Raw genomic sequence first — 21,995 nt, 5'->3', positions numbered from 1 at the left:
CATGAGTCATCCGCACCCCGAGCTCGGCGCACCGCCGGAGCTCCCCGCCGACGGCCTGCGCGTGATCGCCCTCGGAGGACTCGGCGAGATCGGTCGCAACATGACCGTCTTCGAGCACGCAGGCAAGCTCCTCATCGTGGACTGCGGTGTCCTCTTCCCGGAGGACCACCAGCCCGGTGTCGACCTGATCCTCCCCGACTTCGCGCCGATCCGGGACCGTCTCGACGACATCGTCGCGATCGTGCTGACCCACGGCCACGAGGACCACATCGGCGGCGTCCCGTACCTCTTGCGCGAGCGCGGCAACATCCCGCTCGTCGGCTCCAAGCTGACCCTTGCGCTGGTCGACTCCAAGCTGCGCGAGCACCGGCTGAAGGACGTCCCGAAGTACGTCGTCGCCGAGGACGACACGCTCGCGCTCGCGCCGTTCGACCTGGAGTTCGTGGCGGTCAACCACTCGATCCCCGACGCGCTCGCGGTGGCGATCCGCACCGAGGCCGGCCTGGTGATCCACACCGGCGACTTCAAGATGGACCAGCTCCCGCTCGACGGCCGCATCACGGATCTGCGAGCGTTCGCGCGCCTCGGTGAGGAGGGTGTGGACCTCTTCCTCACCGACTCCACCAACGCCGACGTCCCCGGTTTCACGACCACCGAGCGCGAGATCTCGCCGGTGCTGGACCGGGTCTTCGCGCAGAGCCAGCAGCGGATCATCACGGCCTGCTTCGCCTCGCACATGCACCGCGTCCAGCAGATCATCGATGCGGCGGTGAAGCACGGTCGCAAGGTCGCCTACATCGGGCGCTCGATGGTCCGCAACATGCAGATCGCGCGTGAGCTCGGCTACCTGCACGTGCCGGACGGCGTGATCGTCGACGGACGCAAGATCTCCGAGTACCGGCCCGAGGAGCTCGTGCTCGTGTCGACCGGGTCCCAGGGTGAGCCGATGGCGGCGCTGTCGCGGATCGCCGCGAACTCCCACGACTCCGTCCGCATCGAGCCCGGTGACACCGTCGTGCTCGCGAGCTCGCTGATCCCGGGCAACGAGAACGCCGTCTACCGCGTGATCGACGGACTGACCCGGCTCGGCGCCAACGTCGTCCACAAGGGCAACGCGCTCGTGCACGTCTCCGGCCACGCGTCGGCCGGCGAGCTGCTCTACTGCTACAACATCGTGAAGCCGAGCAACGTCATGCCGGTGCACGGCGAGACCCGCCACCTGCACGCCAACGCCAAGCTCGCGCAGGCCACCGGCGTCGAGGCCGACCGCGTCGTCATCGCCGAGGACGGCTTCGTCGTGGACCTCGTCGACGGGCGGGCGCGCATCACCGGCAAGGTCGACTGCGGCTACGTGTACGTCGACGGCTCGTCGGTCGGGGACATCACCGAGTCGGAGCTCAAGGACCGCCGCATCCTCGGCGAGGAGGGCTTCATCTCGGTCATCGTCGTCATCGACTCCCAGACCGGCAAGATGGTCAGCGGCCCCGAGATCCAGGCACGGGGCTTCGCCGAGGACGACTCGGTGTTCACGGCGATCGTGCCCCAGATCGAGCAGGCGCTGGCCAGCGCCGTCGCCGACGGGACCTACGACACGCACCAGCTCCAGCAGGTCATCCGCCGCACGGTCGGTCGCTGGGTCTCCGGCGCCCATCGCCGTCGCCCGATGATCGTGCCGGTGGTCCTGGAGGCCTGAGCCTCACCCGCGACGCCCGTCTGCCGCTGCGATGTCAGCGCGCAGGCGGGCGTTCTCGTCCTCCAGGGAGAGGACCAGCGTGACGCCGGCGATGTTGAGCCCGGAGCCGAGGAGGGCGACGATCCGGCGGAGGCGTACGACGTCGTCGTCGCTGTAGCGGCGCGTGCCTCCGGTGGTGCGCTGCGGCGCCAGCAGGCCTTCGCGCTCATAGACGCGGAGGTTCTGGACGGCCGTCCCTGCGAGCTCCGCGGCCACCGAGATCGCGTAGACCGCGTGCCCGGATCCTCGAGTCACCATCCTGCTCGCCACCTCTTGCATCTTTGTAGCAAAAGCGCTATATAAAAACTGTAACAGCCAATAGAGATCATGCGCCAGCATGATGGAGTCTTGTGGAGGTGATGGCCATGCTCATGCGCACCGATCCGTTCCGTGAGATCGACCGTCTGACCCAGCAGGTCTTCGGGACCGCCGCCCGTCCGGCCGCCATGCCGATGGACGCCTGGCGGGAGGGTGACGCATTCGTCGTCGAGCTCGACCTGCCCGGCATCGAACCCGGTTCGATCGACATCGACGTCGAGCGCAACGTCCTCACGGTCCGTGCCGACCGGCCGGCACGCGAAGGCGTCGAGGAGCTCATCGCGGCTGAGCGCCCGCGGGGTGTGTTCAGCAGGCAGCTGATCCTCGGCGACACCCTCGACACCGAGGCCGTCCAGGCGCGCTATGCCGACGGCGTCCTCCGGGTGACGATCCCCATCGCCGAGAGGGCCAAGCCGCGCAAGGTCGCGGTCGAGCACGGCGAGGAGAGCAACCGCGCGATCAGCGCGTAGGCCGGGAGGCCGTCCGAGACCCGGGGCGCGTACGCCGTCGCCCCGGGTCTCGGCGCGTCTCCAGGGCAAACGGGGAGGGGCGACGGGCCCTCACACAGCGGTGGGAGACGTTGTGCGCGAACAGTTACGGTCACGCCATGCCTAGGGCAACCACCGGGAAACACCGCGTTCCTAACGTCGACTCCACGATCCCGGCACCAGGTCGGGGCTCTCCAAGGAGTCGTCATGGCGCTCTCGACTGCCGGCGAACAGCCGGGCACCACGACAACAACCGCCGCGCAGCGTCGCCGGACCGGACGATGGATCGACCAGTGGGACCCGGAGGACTCCGAGTTCTGGGAGCGTGAAGGTCGCTCGGTCGCCCGCCGCAACCTGATCGTCTCCATCGTCGTCGAGCACCTCGGTTTCACCGTCTGGATGCTGTGGAGCATCGTCGCCGTCAACCTCAACAACGCCGGGTTCTCGCTCACCGACTCCCAGCTGCTGTGGCTGGTGGCCGTGCCGAGCCTCGTGGGCGCGACGCTGCGTCTTCCGTACACGTTCGCCGTCGGGCTCTTCGGCGGCCGCAACTGGACGATCGTCTCGGCGCTGCTCCTGCTGATCCCGTGCTTCGGCCTGATGTGGGCCGTCCAGAACCCCGACACCCCGTTCTGGCTCCTGCTGACCGTGGCGGCGACCGCAGGCCTCGGCGGCGGCAACTTCGCGTCGTCGATGACGAACATCTCGTACTTCTACCCCGATCGCGAGAAGGGCTGGGCGCTCGGGCTCAACGCCGCCGGCGGCAACATCGGCGTTGCCGTCGTCCAGGCGCCGTTCGTCGTGACCGCGGTGATCACTGCGGGTGGTTCGCTCGTGCTCTGGCGCGCCGGCTTCATGTGGGTCCCGCCGATCCTGCTGGCGGCGTTCCTCGCCTGGAAGCTGATGGACAACCTGGGAACCGCCCAGGCCGACTTCTCCACCTCGGCCGCTGCCGCGAAGCGCCCGCACACGTGGGTGATGTCGTTCCTCTACATCGGCACCTTCGGCTCCTTCATGGGGTACGCCGCGGCGTTCCCGATGCTCATCAAGATGGAGTTCGCCGGCGTGAACCCGGCGTCGTACGCCTTCCTCGGGGCCCTCATCGGATCGCTGGCCCGGCCGTTCGGCGGCAGGTGGGCCGACAAGGTCGGCGGCGCGAGGGTCACGGCTGCGTGCTTCGTCGTGATGGGACTGGGAGTCGGCCTGGCGGTCCTCGCACTCCGTGCCGAGTGGTTCGGCGGGTTCCTCGCCTCGTTCCTGCTCCTCTTCGTCGCGACCGGCATCAGCAACGGCTCGACGTACCGGATGATCCCGTCGATCTTCCGCCAGACCGCCGGCGAGGGTGCGGACGCGCTCCTCCGCTCCAAGCGTGAGGCGGCCGCGGCGATCGGCATCATCTCGGCGGTCGGCGCGTTCGGTGGCTTCTTCGTCCCGCGGATCTACGCCACCGCGGCGGAGCGGGCAGGGACGATCGAGCCCGCGATGCTCGTCTACATCGGCGTCTACGCCGCGATGCTGGCGGTCACCTGGTTCTTCTACCTGCGGCCGAGCGCCCCGATGGCAAAGGCGCGGGTGTGACCGACACGCACTGCCCGTACTGCGCCCTGCAGTGCGCGATGCGACTGGCTCCCGAGGCAGGCGGCGACCTTGCCGCCTCGCCTCGGGAGTTCCCGACGAACCGGGGCGGCATGTGCCAGAAGGGCTGGACCAGCGCCGACCTCCTACGGACCGCCGACCGGGTGACGACCCCGCTGCGGCGGACTGCGGACGGCAGCTTCGCCGAGGTGTCGTGGGACGACGCGCTCGACGAGATCGCCGCTCGGGTGGGCACGCTCCAGGAGGCGCACGGCCGGGACACGGTCGCCGTCTTCGGCGGCGGCGGCCTCACCAACGAGAAGGCCTACGTCCTCGGCAAGTTCGCCCGTACGGTCCTCCGCACCCGGTTCATCGACTACAACGGCCGCTTCTGCATGTCGTCGGCAGCAGCGGCGGGCAACCGGGCCTTCGGGATCGATCGTGGCCTGCCGTTCCCGCTCGCCGATCTCGGCGGCGCCGACGTCGTCCTCCTGCTCGGGAGCAACCTCGCCGACACGATGCCACCCGCGGTGCAGCACCTCGGCGGCGTACGGGAGCGAGGCGGGCTCGTCGTCGTCGACCCACGGCGCAGCGCCACGGCACGACTGTGCGACGACGGTGCCGGTGAGCACCTCCCGCTCGCGCCGGGCACCGACCTCGCGCTGCTGCTCGGGCTCACCCACGTCGTCCTCGCCGAGGGGCTGGCCGACACGGCGTTCCTCGAGGACCGGACCAACGGGCTCGACGACGTACGCCGCAGCGTCGCCTCGTGGTGGCCCGAGCGCGTCGCGTCGGTCACCGGCATCGACGAGGGCCGGCTCCGGCGTGTCGCGCGCCAGCTCGCAGCAGCGTCCCCGAGCCGCGGCGGCGCGGGCGCGTACGTCCTCACCGGACGCGGCGCCGAGCAGCACGTCGACGGCACCGACACGGTCACCGCCGCCATCAACCTCGCGCTCTGCCTCGGCCTTCCCGGTCGGGTGGGCAGCGGGTACGGCTGCATCACCGGCCAGGGAAACGGTCAGGGCGGTCGCGAGCACGGGCAGAAGTCGGACCAGCTGCCCGGCTACCGCATGATCGACGACCCCGCCGCCCGCGCGCACGTCGCCGCGGTGTGGGGAGTCGAGCCGGACTCGCTGCCGGGCAAGGGCGTTCCTGCCGTGGAGCTGCTGATGCGGCTCGGGACGGAGGACGGCCCGAAGGCGCTCTTCGTCCACGGCTCGAACCTCGTGGTGAGCGCCCCGGACGCGGGTGCGGTGACCGAGCGGCTCGAGTCGCTCGACCTCCTGGTCGTCTGCGACTTCGTGCCGTCGGAGACCGCGCTGCTCGCCGACTTCATCCTCCCCACGACGCAGTGGGCCGAGGAGGAGGGCACGATGACCAGCCTCGAGGGCCGGGTGCTTCGACGTCGCGCGGCCCTGCGTCCGCCCATCGGGGCACGCAGCGAGCTCGACATCCTCGCCGGGCTCGGTGAGCGCCTCGGGTCGCAGGTCGCGCTCCCGACCGATCCGCGCGCGGTCTTCGACGAGCTGCGCCGCGCCTCGGCCGGCGGGCGAGCCGACTACGCCGGGATCTCCTACGACCGGCTGGACGCGGGCGAGGCCCTGTTCTGGCCCTGCCCCACCGAGGACCACGCCGGCACACCCCGGATGTTCGCCGACGGGTTCGCGCACCCCGACGGTCGCGCCCGCATGGTCGCCGTCACCCCGGCCGTGGCCTCGGACCCCCTCACCCGGGAGACCCCTCTCTACCTGGTCACCGGCCGGGTCCTCCAGCACTACCAGTCCGGTGCTCAGACCCGGCGCGTCCGTCGGCTGAACGACGCGGCACCCGTGGCGTACGTGGAGCTCCACCCGCTCCTCGCCGCGCGCATCGGTGTCGAGGGCGTCGAGGAGGTCCGCGTCACGTCGAGCCGCGGGTCGATGGTCGCGCAGGCGCGGATCAGCGCGGACATCCGACCGGACACGGTGTTCGCACCGTTCCACTTCGCCGGGCTCGCCCGGGTCAACAGCGTCACCAACGCCGCGACGGACCCGATCTCGGGGATGCCCGAGTTCAAGGTCTGCGCGGTGACCGTGGAGGCAGCAGGACCGACAGGGCCGTCGGTGCACCCCGAGCTCGAGGAGGTCGCACGATGACTCTTCACCCTGAGAAGACCCGTGTCGTGGTCGTCGGAGCCGGCATGGTCGGCATCCGGTTCGCCGAGGAGCTGGTCCGCGCCGACCACGACGGCCGGTTCGAGGTGCTGGTGCTGGGGGAGGAGGCGTACGAGCCGTACAACCGCATCCTCCTCACCGAGCTGGTCGCCGGCCGGGCCGATCTCGCGAGCCTCGCGCTGGCGCGTCCGGACGGCGTCACGGTGCGCCTCGCGGCGCGGGTGGAGGCGATCGACCGCGAGGCCCGTACGGTCCTGGTGGACGGCGAGGCGATCCCGTACGACCACCTCGTCCTGGCGACCGGCGCACAGGCCCGGGTCATCCGGGTCCCTGGCCTCGACGGCGCACCTGGGGAGCCGTTGCCCGGGGGAGTGTTCGTGCTCCGCTCGGTCGACGACGCCCGCGGGATCACGGCCGCTGCGCTCAACGCGCGTCGTGCCGTCGTCGTCGGCGGTGGGCCGCTCGGTGTCGAGGCAGCGTGCGGGATGCGCCTTCGCGGGGTCACGGTCGACGTGGTCTCGTTCGCGGGGCACCTGCTCGACCGCGACCTCGATCCTGAGCCCGGCCGCCTGCTGGCCGAGTCGGTCGGCGACCTCGGCATCACCTTCCACGGCAACGCCGCGCTCGCCGGTGTCACCCACCACGGCGGGCGGGCCGACGCCGTGGTCCTCGACGACGGTCGTACGCTCCCCGCCGACCTGGTGGTCCTCGCCGCCGGGGCCGTGCCCGAGACGACGCTCGCGGCGCGGGCCGGGCTGGAGGTGGCCCACGGGATCGTCGTCGGCGACGACCTCGCGACGACCGTGGATCCTGCGGTCTTCGCGATCGGTGACTGCGCGCAGACGCCGTCCGGGGTCTCGGGCCTGGTGGCGCCCGGGTGGGAGCAGGCCCGGGCGCTCGCGCGGCTGCTCGTCCACGGCGAGCTCGGCGACCCCGTCCCGGTGGTGCTGGACGGTGCGGCGATGCGCCTCAAGGCGGCGGGCGTCAGCCTCGTCGCGATGGGCCGCAAGGCTTCCACCGCGGCCGGAGGGCGGGTGCTGACGATGAGCGACCCGTACGCCCGCCGCTACGTCGAGGTGGTCCTCGACGGCGACGAGCTGGTCGGCATGACGTGTCTCGGCGCCGCCGAGCTGGCGTCGTCGCTCAGCGTCCAGTTCGGCCGGCCGGGCATCGTGCCGCTGGACCCGCTCCAGCTCCTCGCCCCGAATGCCGGCCAGGCCGACGCGGCTGCGGGATCTCCGACGACGATGCCCGGCAGCACGACCGTCTGCCGCTGCAACGGGGTCACGAAGCGTGACCTCGTCAAGGCGTGGGAGGGCGGTGCCTGCTCGGTCGAGGCTCTTGCGACGACGACTCGCGCCACCACGGGCTGCGGCGGCTGCTCGTCCCTCGTCCGAGGGATCTGCGACTGGCTGCAGACCTCGGACCCCGAGGTGCCGACCGACGGGACCAGCGAGGTCGTCGGCAGCGGAGCCGCCGCCTCACATGCCGATGCGCTCGACCGTGAGCCCGTTGTGAAGGGTGCGTAACCCGATGAACCAGGACCCGAAACACCCACTTCCTACCGTCTCGGACATGGACATGGACACTAGCTCCGGCACCGACGGCAGCCCCGCCCGCAAGCGCCTCGTCGTGATCGGTGCCGGCATGGTCGCGCACCGGCTCGTCGAGGCGATGGTCGAACGCGGCGCGACCGCGGACTGGACCATCGACGTCTTCGGCGAGGAGTCCCGTCCCCCGTACGACCGGGTCGCCCTCACCTCCTTCTTCTCCGACCGCGATCCCGACGACCTCGTCCTCGGAGACGGCTCCCTCTGGGCCGTCGACGGGGTCCGGCTGCACCGCGGTGTCCAGGCGACCGCGATCGACCGCGACACCCGCACCGTCACGGCGCGCGGCCGGACCTACGCGTACGACGCCCTCGTGCTGGCCACGGGGTCGTACGCGATGGTGCCGCCGATCGACGGCAAGGACACCCCCGGTTGCTTCGTCTACCGCACCGTCGACGACGTCGCCGAGCTGCGGGCGTACGTCAACGAGCTGTCGGACCGCCTCGATCGACCCGTCCGCGGCGCCGTCGTCGGCGGCGGCCTGCTGGGGCTCGAGGCAGCCGGTGCACTCCAGGCGCTCGGGGCACAGTCGACGGTGATCGAGTTCGCGCCGTGGCTGATGCCGATGCAGGTCGACGAGGCCGGTGGTCGCACGCTGCGCCGGATCATCGAGCAGCTCGGTGTCGAGGTCCGGACGGCGACCGCGACCGCCAAGGTCCGCGCCAACCGCCGCGGGACCGTCGGCTCGATGGAGTTCGCCGACGGTGGCGGCCACATCGATGTCGACGTCGTGGTCTTCGCGACCGGCGTCCGCCCGCGCGACGAGCTCGCCCGTGAGGTCGGCCTCGGCATCGGCGAGCGGGGCGGCGTGGTGTGCGACGACGCGTGCCTGACCGACGACCCGTCGATCTACGCGATCGGCGAGGTCGCGCACATCGCCGGACGCACGTGGGGGCTGGTCGGTCCGGGCTACACGATGGCGGAGGTCGTCACCGACCGGCTGCTCGGCGGCGACGCGACGTTCACCAGCGGTGACCTCTCGACCAAGCTCAAGCTGCTCGGCGTCGACGTCGCGAGCTTCGGCGACGCGTTCGCCGGCACCGAGGGGAGCCTCGAGGTCGTGTACGCCGACCCGGTCGGCGGCGTCTACAAGAAGCTCGTGATGTCCGACGACGCCAAGACGCTCCTCGGCGGCATCCTCGTCGGCGACGCCGAGGCGTACGCGTCCCTGCGCCCGATGGTCGGCAGCGAGCTCGGCTCCGACCCGACCGCGTGGCTCGTGCCGGACGGCGTGACTCCGATCGGGGGAGTGTCCCTGCCCGACGAGGCGTCGGTGTGCTCCTGCAACAACGTCAGCGCCGGCGCGATCCGCTGCGCCGTACGCGGTGAGAGCGGCGAGCCGTGCCACGACCTGGGCGCCGTCAAGGGCTGCACGAAGGCCGGCACGAGCTGCGGGTCGTGCCTGCCGCTGGTCAAGAAGCTGCTCGACGAGGAGCTGACGGCGGCGGGTATCGAGACCTCCAACGCGTTGTGCGAGCACTTCGCGATGAGCCGCGCGCAGCTGTTCGACGTCGTCCGGGTCACAGGCATCCGTACGTTCTCCGAGCTCGTCGCGTCCCACGGCACCGGGCGCGGCTGCGACATCTGCCGACCCGTGGTGGCGTCGGTCCTGGCCTCGCTGGAGACGGGGCACGTGCTCGAGGGCGAGGCCGCGGCGCTGCAGGACACCAACGACCACGTCATGGCCAACATGCAGAAGGACGGCACCTACTCGGTCGTCCCGCGGATCCCCGGCGGAGAGGTCACGCCGGAGGGGCTGATCGCGATCGGGCAGGTCGCGGCCGACTTCGGGCTCTACACCAAGATCACCGGCGGTCAACGGATCGACCTCTTCGGCGCGCGGATCGACCAGCTGCCGCTGATCTGGAAGCGGTTGATCGACGCGGGCTTCGAGTCCGGGCACGCGTACGGCAAGTCGCTGCGGACGGTGAAGTCGTGCGTGGGATCGACCTGGTGCCGCTACGGCGTGCAGGACTCGGTGGGCCTCGCGATCGCTCTGGAGCTGCGCTACCGAGGACTGCGCTCACCGCACAAGATCAAGCTGGGCGTCTCCGGCTGCGCCCGCGAGTGCGCTGAGGCCCGGGGCAAGGACGTCGGGGTGATCGCCACGGACAAGGGCTGGAACGTCTACGTCGGCGGCAACGGCGGCTTCACCCCACGTCATGCGCAGCTCTTCGCGGAGGACCTCACGACCGAGGAGCTGGTCGCCGTGATCGACCGGTTCCTGCTCTACTACGTCCGGACCGCCGACCGCCTCCAGCGGACCGCAGCCTGGCTCGAGTCGATCGAGGGCGGGATCGATCACGTACGATCTGTGGTGATCGACGACAGTCTCGGCATCGTGGCCGACCTCGATGCAGCGATGGCGGTGCACGTCGACAAGTACGAGGACGAGTGGGCAGCGACGCTCGCAGACCCTGACAAGCTGAAGAAGTTCACGAGCTTCGTCAACAGTCCTGACACCCCCGACCCGGATCTGGTCTACGTCGACGAGCGCGGTCAGCGCCGACCGGCCACCCCGCAGGAGCGGGCGACGTTGATCGCCGGGACGACGCTGGAGGTCCGATCGTGATCCCCTCGAACGACCACGACTGGGTGCGCGTCTGCGCGCTCGACGTCCTGACCGCCGACCGCGGTGCTGCCGCGCTGGTCCACGGTCGTCAGGTCGCGCTGTTCCGGCTGTCCGGCGACGAAGGCGTCCACGCCATCGGTCACCGCGACCCCTACAGCGGCTCCAACGTGATGGCGCGCGGGCTGGTCGGCAGCGTCGGTGACGTGGCCGTCGTGGCGTCACCCCTGCACAAGCAGCGGTTCCGGCTCGACGACGGGAGCGCGGTGGAAGAGCCCGAGGTGCGTGCTGGCGTGTGGGGGACCCGGGTCGTCGACGGGTTCGTGGAGGTCACGACCGTCCCGATCATCGAGCCGTCCTCCCCGCTCGAGGCGCCCTCCTCGCTCGTCGGGGCCGTGGCGGCGCCGTGACCCCCCTCGGCCCCGTCCTCGCCGGGACCGCGATCCTCGTGACGGCCCAGCGCCGCGCCGACGACCTGGCGCTGGCGCTGGGCCGGCGCGGTGCCGTGGTGTCCGTGGCATCCGCGCTGGGCGTCGAGTCACACATCGACGAGGAGACGTTGCTCGAGCACACCCGACAGCTCGTCGCCGAGTCCGCCGACGTCGTCGTGGTCACGACCGGCATCGGGTTCCGCTCGTGGCTGGACACGGCCGAGGCTGCCGGCCTGGGCGAGGCGCTCGTGACAGCACTGGCCGGTACGCGGCTGGTGGCGCGCGGACCCAAGGCGCGAGGAGCCCTCCAGGCGGCGGGGCTGGTGCCGGACTGGGTCGCCGAGTCCGAGACTTCCGCGGAGATCGCTGACTTCCTCTGCACCGAAGGCGTCGAAGGACTGCGGATCCTGGTCCAGCACCACGGTGCAGGCGACGACGGTCTCGAGGAGAAGCTACGCGCCGCGGGCGGCCACCCCGTCGGTCTCGTCGTCTACCGGTGGGGTCCGCCGCCGGATCCCGAGGCGGTCTGCGCCTCCGTGCGCGACGCCGCGGCGGGGGCGTACGACGCGGTCGTCTTCACCTCGGCGCCCGGATCCGCAGCGTGGCTGACGACCGCTCGCAAGGAAGGCGTTCTCGCCGAGATCGTCGACCTCGCGGAATCAGGCCTCCTGACCGTCGCTGCCGTGGGGCCGGTGACTGCGGAGCCGCTGCGCAACGCCGGCATCCGACCGCTCGTCCCGGACCGCGGACGCCTCGGGTCCCTGGTGCGCACCCTGATCATGGAGCTCGGCGACGAGCACGAGGCCGTACGCACGCCTGCGGGCGCTCTTCGGATCCGCGCCCGCGCCGTCACCCTCGACCACGAGGTGGTGGCGGTGTCCCCGAGCGCTCTCGCCGTGCTGCGTGCGCTCGCCGCAGTGCCCGGCGCTGTCGTGTCGCGCGAGGCCCTGCTGCGTGTCCTCCCTGGGTGCTCGACCGACCCGCACACCGCGGAGGTCGCCGTCGCCCGTCTGCGCGAGGCGTTCCGCGGCAAGCCGGTCGTGGAGACGGTCGTGAAGCGTGGCTACCGGATCAACCTCGACCTCGGAGGGCAGCGATGACGACTCTGGTCGCGTGCAGTCACGGCACCCGCTCGTCCGACGGACAGCGGGCGATCAGCCGTCTCGTCGACGCCGTCGCCGGGGCGCTGCCCGGTCTCGCCGTGTCGCCGACGTTCGTGGACGTGCAGCAGCCGCAGGTCGCGGAGGTGGTCACGCAGACCGACGGCCCCGCAGTGGTCGTTCCCCTTCTGCTGTCCTCCGGGTACCACGTCCACGTCGACATCGCTGCCGCGGTCGCCGGCCGTACGGACGTGGTCGCTGCGCCCGCGCTGGGGCCCGACCCGGTCCTCGCAGGACTGCTGGCGAAGCGCCTGCGGCAGGCCGGGTGGCGCGCAGGCGACCGCGTCGTGCTCGCGGCCGCGGGGTCGTCCGACCCGCAGGCGGTGCGCGACACCGAGCGCGGGGCCGCACTGCTGGCAAGTGCACTCGGCGCGCCCGTCTCGCTGGGGCACGTGGGCGCCGGCCGGGACACCGTCGCCGAGGTTGTCGCGGACGAACGCCGGCGGCACCCGTCCGCGCGAGTGGCGGTCGCCTCCTACCTGCTCGCGCCCGGCTGGTTCCGCGACCGCCTCGACGCCGTCGGCGCCGACCTGGTGAGCGAGCCGTTCCTCGACGGCGGTGAGCCCGACGCACGCCTCACGGGGCTCGTCGTCCGTCGCTTCCTCGACGCCCGCGGGAGGGCGTACGCCCACGCGGCGTAGCGAGCCGATCACAGGACGGGTGCCGCAGCGGTCGCGGTGTCGCGGGTCCAGCCCTAGTCTCGCCCTGACGGCATGAGCAGGGGGACCGGATGAGTACGACGGAAACAACGACACCGTCGACCGTGAGCAAGATGAGCCTCCCGACCCTGACCGCGATGGTGGTCGGCGGGATGGTCGGCGCAGGCGTGTTCTCGCTGCCGGCCCGGTTCGGCGTCGCGACCGGCATCCTCGGATCGCTCATCGCGTGGGCCATCGCCGGCACCGGCATGCTGATGCTGGCGTTCGTCTTCCAGAACCTCGCGATCCGCAAGCCCGAGCTCGACTCCGGCGTCTTCATCTACGCCAAGGAGGGTTTCGGCGACTACGCCGGCTTCAACTCGGCGATCGGTTTCTGGGCGAGCACGGTCGCGGGCAACACGTTCTACTGGGTCTTCATCACCGCCACGCTCGGCGCGTTCTTCGACGGCTTCGGAGACGGCGACACGGTGCTCGCCGTGGCACTCGGAACGGCGGGCGTGTGGTTCTTCCACACGCTCATCGCTCGGGGAGTCCGCGACGCAGCGGTCATCAACCGGATCGTCACGATCTTCAAGATCCTCCCGATCGTCGTCTTCATCGTCGTGCTGTTCCTGAACTTCGACGCCGACGTCTTCGCCGACAACTGGACCGCGTACGGCTACGGCGACCTCGGGAACCTCGACGAGCAGGTCCGCAACACGATGATCATCACGACGTTCGTGTTCATCGGGATCGAGGGCGCGAGCGTCTACTCGCGCTACGCGAAGAAGCGCTCGGACGTCGGCCGCGCCACGGTTCTCGGGTTCCTGAGCGTCTTGTCGTTGTTCGCGCTGGTGACCTTGTCGAGCTATTCCGTGGTGCCGCAGCCGGATCTCGCCGACACGCGGCAGCCGTCGATGGTCGGGGTGTTCCAGTCGGTCGTGGGGGACTGGGGCGAGGTCTTCATCAGCGTCGCCGTCGTCGTGTCCGTCCTTGGCGCCTACCTCGCATGGACGCTGATGGCGGCCGAGGTGATGTACATCCCCGCCCGCAACGACGACTTCCCGAAGTTCCTCGGCCAGGAGAACGCCAAGGGCACGCCGATCACCGCGCTCGTCGTCACGTCGCTCGGGGTCCAGGCACTCCTCGCCCTCACCCTGGTCATCGACGACGCCCTCAACTTCATGCTCGACCTGAGCACGAGCCTCGCGCTGCTGCCGTACCTCCTCGCAGCCGCGTACGCCCTCAAGCTCGGCCTGACCGGTGAGGCGTACCAGAACGCGACACCACGCACGCGCCGGATGGAGACGATCACGGCGGGCGTCGCAACGGCGTACACGCTGTTCCTCTTCGACGCCGCAGGGCTCGAGTTCCTCGTGCTGTCGACCCTGATCCTCGCTCCAGCCACCCTGCTCTACGTCAAGGCGCGCACGGAGAACGGGCGCCGCCTCTTCACCCCGACCGAGATCGCCCTGTTCGTGGTGATCGTCGTGGCTGCGGTGTTCGGCGTCATCGCGCTGTGGACCGGCCGCATCACGCTCTGACGTCCCCCGAGAAAGGCATCGACATGACTGAACCGTCACCTTCAGCCTCGTACGGAGTCCACTCCGAGGTCGGACGGCTCCGCAAGGTGCTCGTGTGCCGGCCCGGGCTGGCACACCGCCGCCTCACCCCCACGAACGCCGACGACCTGCTGTTCGACGACGTGATGTGGGTGGAGAACGCGCAGCGCGACCACGCCGACTTCGTCAACAAGCTCACCAACCGCGGCGTCGAGGTCGTCGAGCTGCACGACCTCCTCGCGCAGACCGTCGCGATCCCAGAGGCTCGTGACTGGCTGCTCGACCGAAAGATCGTCCCGAACGAGGTCGGGCTCGGGCTGATCGAGCCCACGCGGGGCTACCTGGAGACCCTCGACCCGGCGCCGCTCGCCGAGCTGCTCATCGGCGGCATGGCGACGACGGACCTGCCGGAGGACTTCCGTACGCCGTACGTCGCGATGGCGCGCGAGTCGACCGGCGTCCAGGAGTACCTGATGCCGCCGCTGCCCAACACGCTGTACACGCGTGACACGACGTGCTGGCTGTACGGGGGAGTGACCCTCAACCCGCTGTTCTGGCCCGCGCGCCACGACGAGACGCTGCTGATGAAGGCGATCTACTCCTACCACCCCGACTTCGTCGGCTCGACCGTGTGGTGGGGCGACCCGGAGCAGGACTGGGGGCAGGCGACGTTCGAGGGCGGCGACATCATGCCGGTCGGCAACGGCGTCGTGCTGATGGGCATGAGCGAGCGCACCTCGCGACAGGCGATCACGCAGGTGGCGCAGGCGCTGTTCGCGCAGGGCGCCGCCGAGCGGGTCGTCGTCGCCGGCATGCCGAAGCTGCGTGCGGCGATGCACCTCGACACGGTGTTCACCTTCGCCGACCGCGACGTCGTGACGCTCTACCCGCGGATCATGGACGCGGTGCACACGTTCTCGCTCTACCCGTCCGACCAGGCGCCCGGGGTCGAGGTCGTCGACGAGGGCGAGGGCCGGTTCGTCGAGGTCGTCGCCGAGTCGCTCGGGCTGTCCGAGCTGCGGGTGATCGAGACCGGCGGCGACGTGTACGCGTCCGAGCGCCAGCAGTGGGACTCCGGCAACAACGCCGTCGCGCTCGAGCCAGGCGTCGTCTTCACGTACGACCGCAACACCGAGACCAACGCGCTGCTGCGCAAGGCCGGTGTCGAGGTCATCACGATCGTCGGTGCCGAGCTCGGTCGCGGACGCGGGGGAGGGCACTGCATGACCTGCCCGATCGTCCGCGACCCCGTCGACTTCTGAGCACGCTTCAGCGGCTGAGCGCGGCCTCCTCGTCGAGCCAGCGCAGCTTGTGCGGGTTCGCGACCGCGTAGATCCGCGTGATGCGCCCGTGCTCGACCACGACGCTGACGGCGCTGGCCGCCTCTCCGTCCACTTCCACCCGGGCGGCGGGCGCGCCGTTGAGCCACGTGGGGGTCAGGGTGAGCGCCTTCTCGCGCCGCGCGAACACCAGCAGCATCCGCCCGACCCTCTCTGCGCCCATGACGGGTCGGCTGACTGCGGGTGCGAGCCCGCCGCCATCACCGACGGCGACGACGTCCGGCGCGAGCAGGTCCATCAGCGCCTGGAGGTCACCCCCGCTCAACGCCGCCATGAACTGTCGCACGACAGCCTCCTGCTCCGCCCGGTCCACCGGCACCCGAGGGCGTCGTGCGGCGACGTGGTCGCGGGCCCGGCGGGCGATCTGGCGTACGGCGGGGGTGGACTTGCCGACCGCCTCCGCGATCTCGTCGTAGGGCGCCTCGAACACCTCGCGCAGCACGAACACGGCTCTCTCGGTCGGCGCCAGGGTCTCGAGCACGGTGAGCAGCGCGAACGACACGCTCTCCGCGAGCTCGACGTCCTCGGCGACGTCGGGGCTCGTCAGCAGCGGCTCGGGGAGCCACTGGCCGACGTAGTCCTCGCGGCGCCGCGCCAGGGTGCGCATCCGGTTCAGCGACTGCCGCGTGACGATCCGGACGAGGTACGCCCGCGGATCGCGTACCTCCGCCTGCGTCGCCTCGTCGAGCCCGGCCCACCGCAGCCACGTGTCCTGGACGACGTCCTCGGCGTCCGCAGCGGACCCGAGCATCTCGTACGCCACCGTGAACAGCAGGCTGCGGTGAGCCACGAACGGGTCGTCGGTCATGCCGGTGACGCTACGCCGCTCGGCTGGGCCAGCGGGGCGAGTCCACAGGCGGCGGCGTACTCCTGCGACTCGATCCCGAGGGCGACGTTGCCTCGCGCCATCTGGTTCGTGATGGAGATCCACGTCGTGAGCTCGACGAGCGCGGGTGCCCCGAGCTGGTCGAGCAGCGACGCGGACTGCTCGTCGGTGACGGTGGGCGGCGTCTGCGTCATGGCCTCGGCGTAGTCGAGGACCTCACGCTCCAACGTCGTGAAGACGTCCGACTCACGCCACCGCGGGACCTCGCGTGCCTTGTAGAGATCGAGCCCCTCGTTGTGCGCCTGGAAGTAGCCGAGGTCGAGGCAGAACGAGCAGCCGATCATCGAGGCCACCGCCATGTGGGCGTACGACTTGAGGTTCTTGTCGCAGGTGTCCCAGCGGGATGCCTTCTGCCCGATCGACAGGCCCGCCTTGAGGACCGGCGGGTTGTTCCACAGGACGCCGAGTCCTTCAGGGACCTCGCCGAACATCTTGCGGCTGAAGCGCTTCACGACGGCGCCGTACAGTCCGGTGATCTCGACCGGCGGTACGCGGGTGGTGCTGGTCATGTCTCCTCCTCGTGGTTGCTCTCGGCATGAAGACACCGCTCGTACGGGATCTGTGACAGCGTCGCGCGAACGGGCCGAGCGACCGGCGTGGGATACCGGGGTTCGGCGTGGCGCGCCCTTAGGCTCGCCACCATGGCGAGCCGTACGTCTTCCCCACCGCGAGGGTCGTCAAAAAAGTCCCCGCGGTCGTCCGGCGGCCAGGACCGACGTCCGCAGCAGCGCGGCCGTGGCTCGACCAAGCGTCGACCACCGGCCCCGCCGCCCCGGACCGGCCCTGGCCCGTTCACCCGTGCCTTCACCGCGCTCGGTCGCGGTGTCGCCGCGATCTGGATGGGCCTCGCCCGGATGATCGGCGCGGTGGTCCGCAGCATCGGCACGGCTGCCCGCGACCTCGATCCTGAGCACCGCCGCGACGGCATCGGCCTCGCTCTCATCGGCCTCGGCGTGGTCGTGGTGGGCGCCGTGTGGTTCCAGGTCGCCAGCCCGGTGACCGACGCGGTCGCCGAAGCCGTCTCCAACAGCGTCGGCCTGCTCGCGTGGACCGTCCCGCTCGCCCTGTTCGTCGCCGGTGCCCGCACGATGCGCAACCCGGAGGCCAACGGCCCGCTGGGACGTCAGGTCATCGGTTGGGCCGCGCTGGCCGGTGGCGTCCTCGGCATCGTCTCGATCGCGAACGGCATCCCGAAGCCGTCCGACGGCAACGGCGAAGGCATCCGCGACGCCGGTGGGGCGATCGGCTTCGGGGTCTCCAAGCTGCTCGACGACCTTCTCCGTACCCCGTACGTCACGGTTCCGCTGCTGGCCCTGCTGGCGTTCTTCGGGCTCCTGGTGATCACCGGCACGCCGGTCTACCGCATCCCTGACCGCATCCGCGGCGCCCGCGACCTCATCCTCGGCAACCGCCACGCCGAGCCGCCGGAGGACGGCGCGTCGGAGGCCCCGAAGGCTCCCAAGCGCGCGCCGCGGGGCGGCACGGGCAGCGACGTGCCCTACGACAACCCGCTCGTCGTCGGTGCCGACGAGGAGCCCACCGTCGACACGGGCGCCCGCAAGGGCAAGCTCAAGAAGGCAGCGCCCGACGAGGAGACCGTGGGCGTCGACGTGCCTACCGCTGCGGCAACGGCCGGTGGCGACGAGCCGGTGGAGCTCCCGCCGATGACGCCGCTGCCGGCGCGCGCCGAGCAGCTCGCGCTGTCCGGCGACATCGTCTACACGCTCCCGGCGGACAAGATGCTCCGCGAGGGCACCCCGCACAAGGCCCGCACAGCCGCCTCCGACGCGGTCGTCGCGCGGCTCACGACCGTGCTCGAGGAGTTCGGCGTCGACGCGGAGGTCACCGGCTACACGCGCGGGCCGACCGTCACCCGGTACGAGATCGAGCTCGGGCAGGGGGTCAAGGTCGAGAAGATCACCGCCCTCGCCAAGAACATCTCGTACGCCGTCGCGTCCAACGAGGTCCGGATCCTGTCACCGATCCCCGGCAAGTCGGCGATCGGCATCGAGATCCCCAACACCGACAAGGAGACCGTGTCGCTCGGCGACGTCCTGCGGTCCAACCGGGCACGCAGCGACCACCACCCGATGGTGGTCGGCCTCGGCAAGGACGTCGAGGGCGGCTTCGTGGTCGCCAACATGGCGAAGATGCCTCACCTGCTCGTGGCCGGTGCGACCGGTTCGGGCAAGTCGAGCTTCATCAACTCGATGATCTCGTCCGTGCTGATGCGCGCCACGCCGGACGAGGTCCGGATGATCCTGGTGGATCCCAAGCGGGTCGAGCTCACCGCGTACGAGGGCATCCCGCACCTCATCACGCAGATCATCACGAACCCCAAGAAGGCTGCCGAGGCGCTGCAGTGGGTCGTGCGCGAGATGGACCTGCGCTACGACGACCTCGCCAACTTCGGGTTCCGGCACATCGACGACTTCAACAAGGCCGTGCAGGCAGGGACGGTCAAGGTGCCGCCGGGCAGCGAGCGCACCCTGGCGCCGTACCCCTACCTGCTGGTCGTCGTCGACGAGCTCGCCGACCTCATGATGGTGGCGCCGCGCGACGTGGAGGACTCGATCGTCCGCATCACGCAGCTCGCCCGCGCCGCGGGCATCCACCTGGTGCTCGCCACGCAACGTCCGAGCGTCGACGTCGTCACCGGCCTGATCAAGGCCAACGTGCCGAGCCGGCTGGCGTTCGCGACGTCGTCGCTGGGAGACAGCCGCGTCATCCTCGACCAGCCGGGCGCCGAGAAGCTGGTCGGCGGCGGTGACGGGCTGTTCCTCCCGATGGGTGCCAACAAGGCGCTGCGCATGCAGGGCGCCTGGATCACCGAGAAGGAGATCCACGAGGTCGTCCAGCACTGCAAGGAGCAGCTCCAGCCGGTCTACCGCGAGGACGTCACCGCGCCGCAGGCCACGAAGCGGGAGATCGACGACGACATCGGCGACGACCTCGATCTCGTCCTGCAGGCGGTCGAGCTGGTCGTCAACACGCAGTTCGGCTCGACGTCGATGCTGCAGCGCAAGCTGCGCGTCGGCTTCGCCAAGGCCGGGCGGCTGATGGACATCCTCGAGTCCCGCGGAGTCGTGGGCCCGAGCGAGGGCTCGAAGGCACGCGACGTGCTCATCAAGCCCGACGACCTGGACGAGGTACTGGAGACCCTGCGAGGGGAGTGACATGACGGATCGGCTGGAGACGGATCGACTCGACGGTGGTGAGCGCGCGCCGGACGTGCGCGGTGCTGCGGGGGTGCGTGACGAGGTCCTCGAAGTGCGCCGCAGCGCCGGTGCGCTCGCACTGGTCGCCGCGGGAGCAGGCGCGCTCGCGCTCCTGTACGCCGTGCGCGCCGTCGACGGATCGCCGGTCCTGTGGTTGGTCGTTCTCGCCCTCGCCGTGCTTGCCGCCTTCGCGGGCCGCGGCTGGTGGGACGGGCGCAGTCCGCTGCTCGTCGCCGACAACCTCGGAGTCCGGTTCCGGCACGGCCGTGACTGGCGTGGCCTGCCCTGGGAGGCGGTCGACCACGTCCTGATCGACGAGCCGAGCGGCATCCTGCGCGACGGCGCTCTCGAGGTCGTCGCCACCGACGGCACCGCGTACGTGGTGCCGCTGGGGCTCGCGGTTCGCGCCAGCCACGAGGACCTTCCCGTCACCCTCGCCGCGCTGTCAGGCGACGACCAGCTGGTCGTACGACCGCAGGCTTCCGAGCCCACACCCCCGCCGGTGCCGCCGGTCGAGGCGCGAAGCGATCGAGACCCCTCGCCGGTACCCCCGGTCGAGGCGGCCTCACCTTCGCCGGTCGAGGCGGCCTCACCTTCGCCGGTCGAGGCGCGAAGCGATCGAGACCCCACCCCCGTCTCCGCTCCCGCACGCATCGACCTCGGTCTCGTGCAGAGCGCCGGCACCTCGGCACTCGCGCCGGGCTTCAAGGTCGTCACCGCCCTGCGCGCAAGCCACGGACGTCCCGAGCTCGTGCTCGACCGGCCGGTCGAGATGACCCCCGCTCCCACCGCGAAGGCTGCACCGGCACAGCCCCAGGAAACCGAGGCCGAACCCGCTCCCGAGCCGGAGACCGAGACCACGTCGCTTGGGGCGATGCTTCGCGCCTCTCGCGAACGCGTCGGAGTCACGGTCGACGACCTCGCCGCTCGGACGCGGATCCGCCCCCACGTCATCGAGGCGCTCGAGGACGACGACACCAGCGCCTGCGGCGGCGACTTCTATGCACGCGGGCACCTCCGAGCGATCGCGCGCGTCCTCGGAGCCGATCCGGCGCCGTGGATCAGCGCGTACGACGCGTCGTACGCACAGGCGCCGATCCCGGCGCGTGCCGTGTTCGAGGCGGAGCGTTCCACGGGGTCCCGCACCATCCGCGTCGCCCGCGGCGGACGCAGCTGGGTGGCGCTCACCGTCGTCGTGCTGGTGCTGGCGATCATCTGGGGCATCGGCCAGCTCGTCGTCGGCGGTGAGGACGGCTCAGCGCCCGCCACCGTGCCGACCGAGGCCGCTCCTGCGCCCGCGGACCCGTCCGCGCTGGCCGGTCTGGGTGCCCCCACGACCAACCACCTCGTGATCCGCGGCAAGGAGAAGAAGCCGACCAAGGTCGCAGTCACCGACTCCCGGGGGACGACCATCTGGTCCGGAGACCTGGCCAAGGGTGAGTTCCGCCGCGTCAGTGTCGTGGGCCCCGCCACGGTCACTGCGGGCCGCGGCGACGCTGCCACGGTCGCCGTCAACGGCGGCAAGGCGCACCGCCTGGGCGACAGCGCAGGGAAGGCCAGAGCCACGCTCGGCGATTCTTGAGGGTGACGATAGGCTGGACGACGGTCCGCGGAGAGGGGCACCGCCCGACCAGATCCCCTTGAGCGGCCCGAGGAGACACGATGAATGCAGCGCGGCCTGACGACACCTCGACGCCCGTCGGCGACAAGCCCAGCAACTACAACATCGCCAACGCGCTGACCGTGCTGCGGATCGCTTTCGTGCCGCTGTTCGGCTGGCTCCTGCTGATCGACGGCGGCGACGACACCGGTCTGCGGCTCGCCGCGTGGGCGGTGTTCGTGGTGGCGATGGCGACCGACCGCATCGACGGCAACCTGGCCCGCAGCCGCGGCCTGATCACGGACTTCGGCAAGATCGCCGACCCGATCGCCGACAAGGCGCTCACCGGGATGGCCTTCGTCGGTCTGTCGATCATCGGAGCGCTCCCGTGGTGGGTGACCATCGTGGTGCTGGTCCGCGAGTGGGGCATCACGGTGATGCGCTTCGCCGTCATCCGCTACGGAGTCATGCCTGCATCGCGTGGCGGCAAGCTCAAGACCGTGCTGCAGGCGGTCGCGCTCGGCGCCTACGTCTTCCCCATCGAGGCGCTGCTGCCGGACTGGGTGATGTGGTTCGCCTATCTCTCCATGGCCGCTGCCGTGCTCGTCACGTTGGTGACCGGTCTCGACTACGTCGCCCAGGCGGTCCGGATGGTGCGCGAGTCCAAGGCCCAGTCGCCTGCCGCCGAGCAGGTCCCGGGCAGCTCGCGCTGATC

Annotated in this window: 17 protein-coding genes; 14 read left to right on the top strand and 3 right to left on the bottom strand. The window is 70.9% G+C overall.

The window, feature by feature from the left end; translation table 11 throughout:
- Window position 1: 1 nt before the first annotated feature.
- Window positions 2-1,693, top strand: coding sequence for a ribonuclease J (locus AB3M34_RS13580; protein ID WP_370614619.1), 1,692 nt, complete (start codon window positions 2-4; stop codon window positions 1,691-1,693).
- 3 nt (window positions 1,694-1,696) lie between these two features.
- On the opposite strand, the gene AB3M34_RS13575 is transcribed toward AB3M34_RS13580, so the two are convergent.
- The gene (locus tag AB3M34_RS13575) at window positions 1,697-2,071 is read right to left on the bottom strand and encodes a MerR family transcriptional regulator (protein ID WP_370614618.1); all 375 of its coding nucleotides are present in this window, start codon (window positions 2,069-2,071) and stop codon (window positions 1,697-1,699) included.
- Between the two features lie 26 nt (window positions 2,072-2,097).
- Between AB3M34_RS13575 and AB3M34_RS13570 the strand changes: the two genes are divergently transcribed.
- The 10 genes from AB3M34_RS13570 (at window position 2,098) to arcA (ending at window position 15,498) form a co-directional block, all read left to right on the top strand.
- A complete protein-coding gene (locus AB3M34_RS13570) occupies window positions 2,098-2,520 on the top strand; it encodes an Hsp20/alpha crystallin family protein (RefSeq protein ID WP_370614616.1) in 423 nt (140 codons plus the stop codon).
- A gap of 225 nt (window positions 2,521-2,745) precedes the next feature.
- A complete protein-coding gene (locus AB3M34_RS13565) occupies window positions 2,746-4,116 on the top strand; it encodes an MFS transporter (RefSeq protein ID WP_370614615.1) in 1,371 nt (456 codons plus the stop codon).
- Window positions 4,113-6,248: a molybdopterin oxidoreductase family protein gene (locus AB3M34_RS13560; protein ID WP_370614613.1), complete on the top strand. Its 2,136-nt coding sequence runs from the start codon at window positions 4,113-4,115 to the stop codon at window positions 6,246-6,248. The genes AB3M34_RS13565 and AB3M34_RS13560 overlap by 4 nt, the downstream gene beginning before the upstream one ends.
- Complete coding sequence (locus AB3M34_RS13555) at window positions 6,245-7,795, top strand: FAD-dependent oxidoreductase (RefSeq protein ID WP_370614611.1); 1,551 nt, start codon at window positions 6,245-6,247, stop codon at window positions 7,793-7,795. The genes AB3M34_RS13560 and AB3M34_RS13555 overlap by 4 nt, the downstream gene beginning before the upstream one ends.
- A 46-nt stretch (window positions 7,796-7,841) precedes the next feature.
- Complete coding sequence (gene nirB, locus AB3M34_RS13550) at window positions 7,842-10,448, top strand: nitrite reductase large subunit NirB (protein ID WP_370614609.1); 2,607 nt, start codon at window positions 7,842-7,844, stop codon at window positions 10,446-10,448.
- Window positions 10,445-10,855: a nitrite reductase small subunit NirD gene (gene nirD, locus AB3M34_RS13545; RefSeq protein WP_370614608.1), complete on the top strand. Its 411-nt coding sequence runs from the start codon at window positions 10,445-10,447 to the stop codon at window positions 10,853-10,855. Before nirB ends, nirD begins: the two co-directional genes overlap by 4 nt.
- Window positions 10,852-11,976, top strand: a complete 1,125-nt coding sequence (locus AB3M34_RS13540; RefSeq protein WP_370614606.1) for a uroporphyrinogen-III synthase — start codon at window positions 10,852-10,854, stop codon at window positions 11,974-11,976. Before nirD ends, AB3M34_RS13540 begins: the two co-directional genes overlap by 4 nt.
- Entirely contained in the window at window positions 11,973-12,677 is a 705-nt protein-coding gene (locus AB3M34_RS13535) for a sirohydrochlorin chelatase (RefSeq protein ID WP_370614605.1), read from the top strand. The genes AB3M34_RS13540 and AB3M34_RS13535 overlap by 4 nt, the downstream gene beginning before the upstream one ends.
- 131 nt (window positions 12,678-12,808) lie before the next feature.
- Entirely contained in the window at window positions 12,809-14,218 is a 1,410-nt protein-coding gene (locus AB3M34_RS13530) for a basic amino acid/polyamine antiporter (protein WP_370614603.1), read from the top strand.
- Window positions 14,219-14,241: 23 nt separating this feature from the next.
- Entirely contained in the window at window positions 14,242-15,498 is a 1,257-nt protein-coding gene (gene arcA, locus AB3M34_RS13525; protein ID WP_370614601.1) for an arginine deiminase, read from the top strand.
- A 7-nt stretch (window positions 15,499-15,505) separates the two neighbouring features.
- Here the strand turns inward: arcA and AB3M34_RS13520 are convergent, their stop codons facing one another.
- Both AB3M34_RS13520 and AB3M34_RS13515 read right to left on the bottom strand, forming a co-directional pair.
- Window positions 15,506-16,384, bottom strand: coding sequence for an RNA polymerase sigma-70 factor (locus tag AB3M34_RS13520; protein ID WP_370614599.1), 879 nt, complete (start codon window positions 16,382-16,384; stop codon window positions 15,506-15,508).
- On the bottom strand, window positions 16,381-16,971 hold the full coding sequence (locus AB3M34_RS13515) for a carboxymuconolactone decarboxylase family protein (RefSeq protein ID WP_370614597.1): 591 nt from the start codon (window positions 16,969-16,971) through the stop codon (window positions 16,381-16,383). Before AB3M34_RS13515 ends, AB3M34_RS13520 begins: the two co-directional genes overlap by 4 nt.
- A 132-nt stretch (window positions 16,972-17,103) precedes the next feature.
- Between AB3M34_RS13515 and AB3M34_RS13510 the strand changes: the two genes are divergently transcribed.
- The 3 genes from AB3M34_RS13510 to pgsA all read left to right on the top strand — a co-directional run bounded on the left by AB3M34_RS13510 (window position 17,104) and on the right by pgsA (window position 21,993).
- Complete coding sequence (locus AB3M34_RS13510) at window positions 17,104-19,638, top strand: FtsK/SpoIIIE family DNA translocase (protein WP_370614595.1); 2,535 nt, start codon at window positions 17,104-17,106, stop codon at window positions 19,636-19,638.
- Window position 19,639: 1 nt separating this feature from the next.
- On the top strand, window positions 19,640-21,262 hold the full coding sequence (locus tag AB3M34_RS13505) for a helix-turn-helix domain-containing protein (protein WP_370614594.1): 1,623 nt from the start codon (window positions 19,640-19,642) through the stop codon (window positions 21,260-21,262).
- Window positions 21,263-21,342: 80 nt separating this feature from the next.
- Window positions 21,343-21,993 carry a CDP-diacylglycerol--glycerol-3-phosphate 3-phosphatidyltransferase gene (gene pgsA, locus AB3M34_RS13500; protein ID WP_370614593.1) on the top strand — a complete coding sequence of 217 codons (651 nt, stop codon included), beginning with the start codon at window positions 21,343-21,345 and terminating at the stop codon, window positions 21,991-21,993.
- Window positions 21,994-21,995 lie beyond the last annotated feature (2 nt).

Origin of the sequence: Mumia sp. Pv4-285 (assembly GCF_041320275.1) — a bacterium.
Taxonomy (GTDB): Bacteria; Actinomycetota; Actinomycetes; order Propionibacteriales; family Nocardioidaceae; genus Mumia; species Mumia qirimensis.
This window is presented reverse-complemented; position numbering and strand designations above follow the sequence as displayed.

What these genes read in the sequence shown, in the direction of transcription:
- arcA (WP_370614601.1), top strand. Translation starts at nt 14,242, where the DNA reads ATGACTGAACCGTCACCTTCAGCCTCGTACGGAGTCCACTCCGAGGTC.
- AB3M34_RS13535 (WP_370614605.1), top strand. Translation starts at nt 11,973, where the DNA reads ATGACGACTCTGGTCGCGTGCAGTCACGGCACCCGCTCGTCCGACGGA.
- AB3M34_RS13530 (WP_370614603.1), top strand. Translation starts at nt 12,809, where the DNA reads ATGAGCCTCCCGACCCTGACCGCGATGGTGGTCGGCGGGATGGTCGGC.
- pgsA (WP_370614593.1), top strand. Translation starts at nt 21,343, where the DNA reads ATGAATGCAGCGCGGCCTGACGACACCTCGACGCCCGTCGGCGACAAG.
- AB3M34_RS13505 (WP_370614594.1), top strand. Translation starts at nt 19,640, where the DNA reads ATGACGGATCGGCTGGAGACGGATCGACTCGACGGTGGTGAGCGCGCG.
- nirB (WP_370614609.1), top strand. Translation starts at nt 7,842, where the DNA reads ATGGACATGGACACTAGCTCCGGCACCGACGGCAGCCCCGCCCGCAAG.
- AB3M34_RS13555 (WP_370614611.1), top strand. Translation starts at nt 6,245, where the DNA reads ATGACTCTTCACCCTGAGAAGACCCGTGTCGTGGTCGTCGGAGCCGGC.
- AB3M34_RS13565 (WP_370614615.1), top strand. Translation starts at nt 2,746, where the DNA reads ATGGCGCTCTCGACTGCCGGCGAACAGCCGGGCACCACGACAACAACC.
- AB3M34_RS13515 (WP_370614597.1), bottom strand. Translation starts at nt 16,971, where the DNA reads ATGACCAGCACCACCCGCGTACCGCCGGTCGAGATCACCGGACTGTAC.
- AB3M34_RS13575 (WP_370614618.1), bottom strand. Translation starts at nt 2,071, where the DNA reads ATGCTGGCGCATGATCTCTATTGGCTGTTACAGTTTTTATATAGCGCT.
- AB3M34_RS13520 (WP_370614599.1), bottom strand. Translation starts at nt 16,384, where the DNA reads ATGACCGACGACCCGTTCGTGGCTCACCGCAGCCTGCTGTTCACGGTG.
- AB3M34_RS13570 (WP_370614616.1), top strand. Translation starts at nt 2,098, where the DNA reads ATGCTCATGCGCACCGATCCGTTCCGTGAGATCGACCGTCTGACCCAG.
- AB3M34_RS13580 (WP_370614619.1), top strand. Translation starts at nt 2, where the DNA reads ATGAGTCATCCGCACCCCGAGCTCGGCGCACCGCCGGAGCTCCCCGCC.
- AB3M34_RS13510 (WP_370614595.1), top strand. Translation starts at nt 17,104, where the DNA reads ATGGCGAGCCGTACGTCTTCCCCACCGCGAGGGTCGTCAAAAAAGTCC.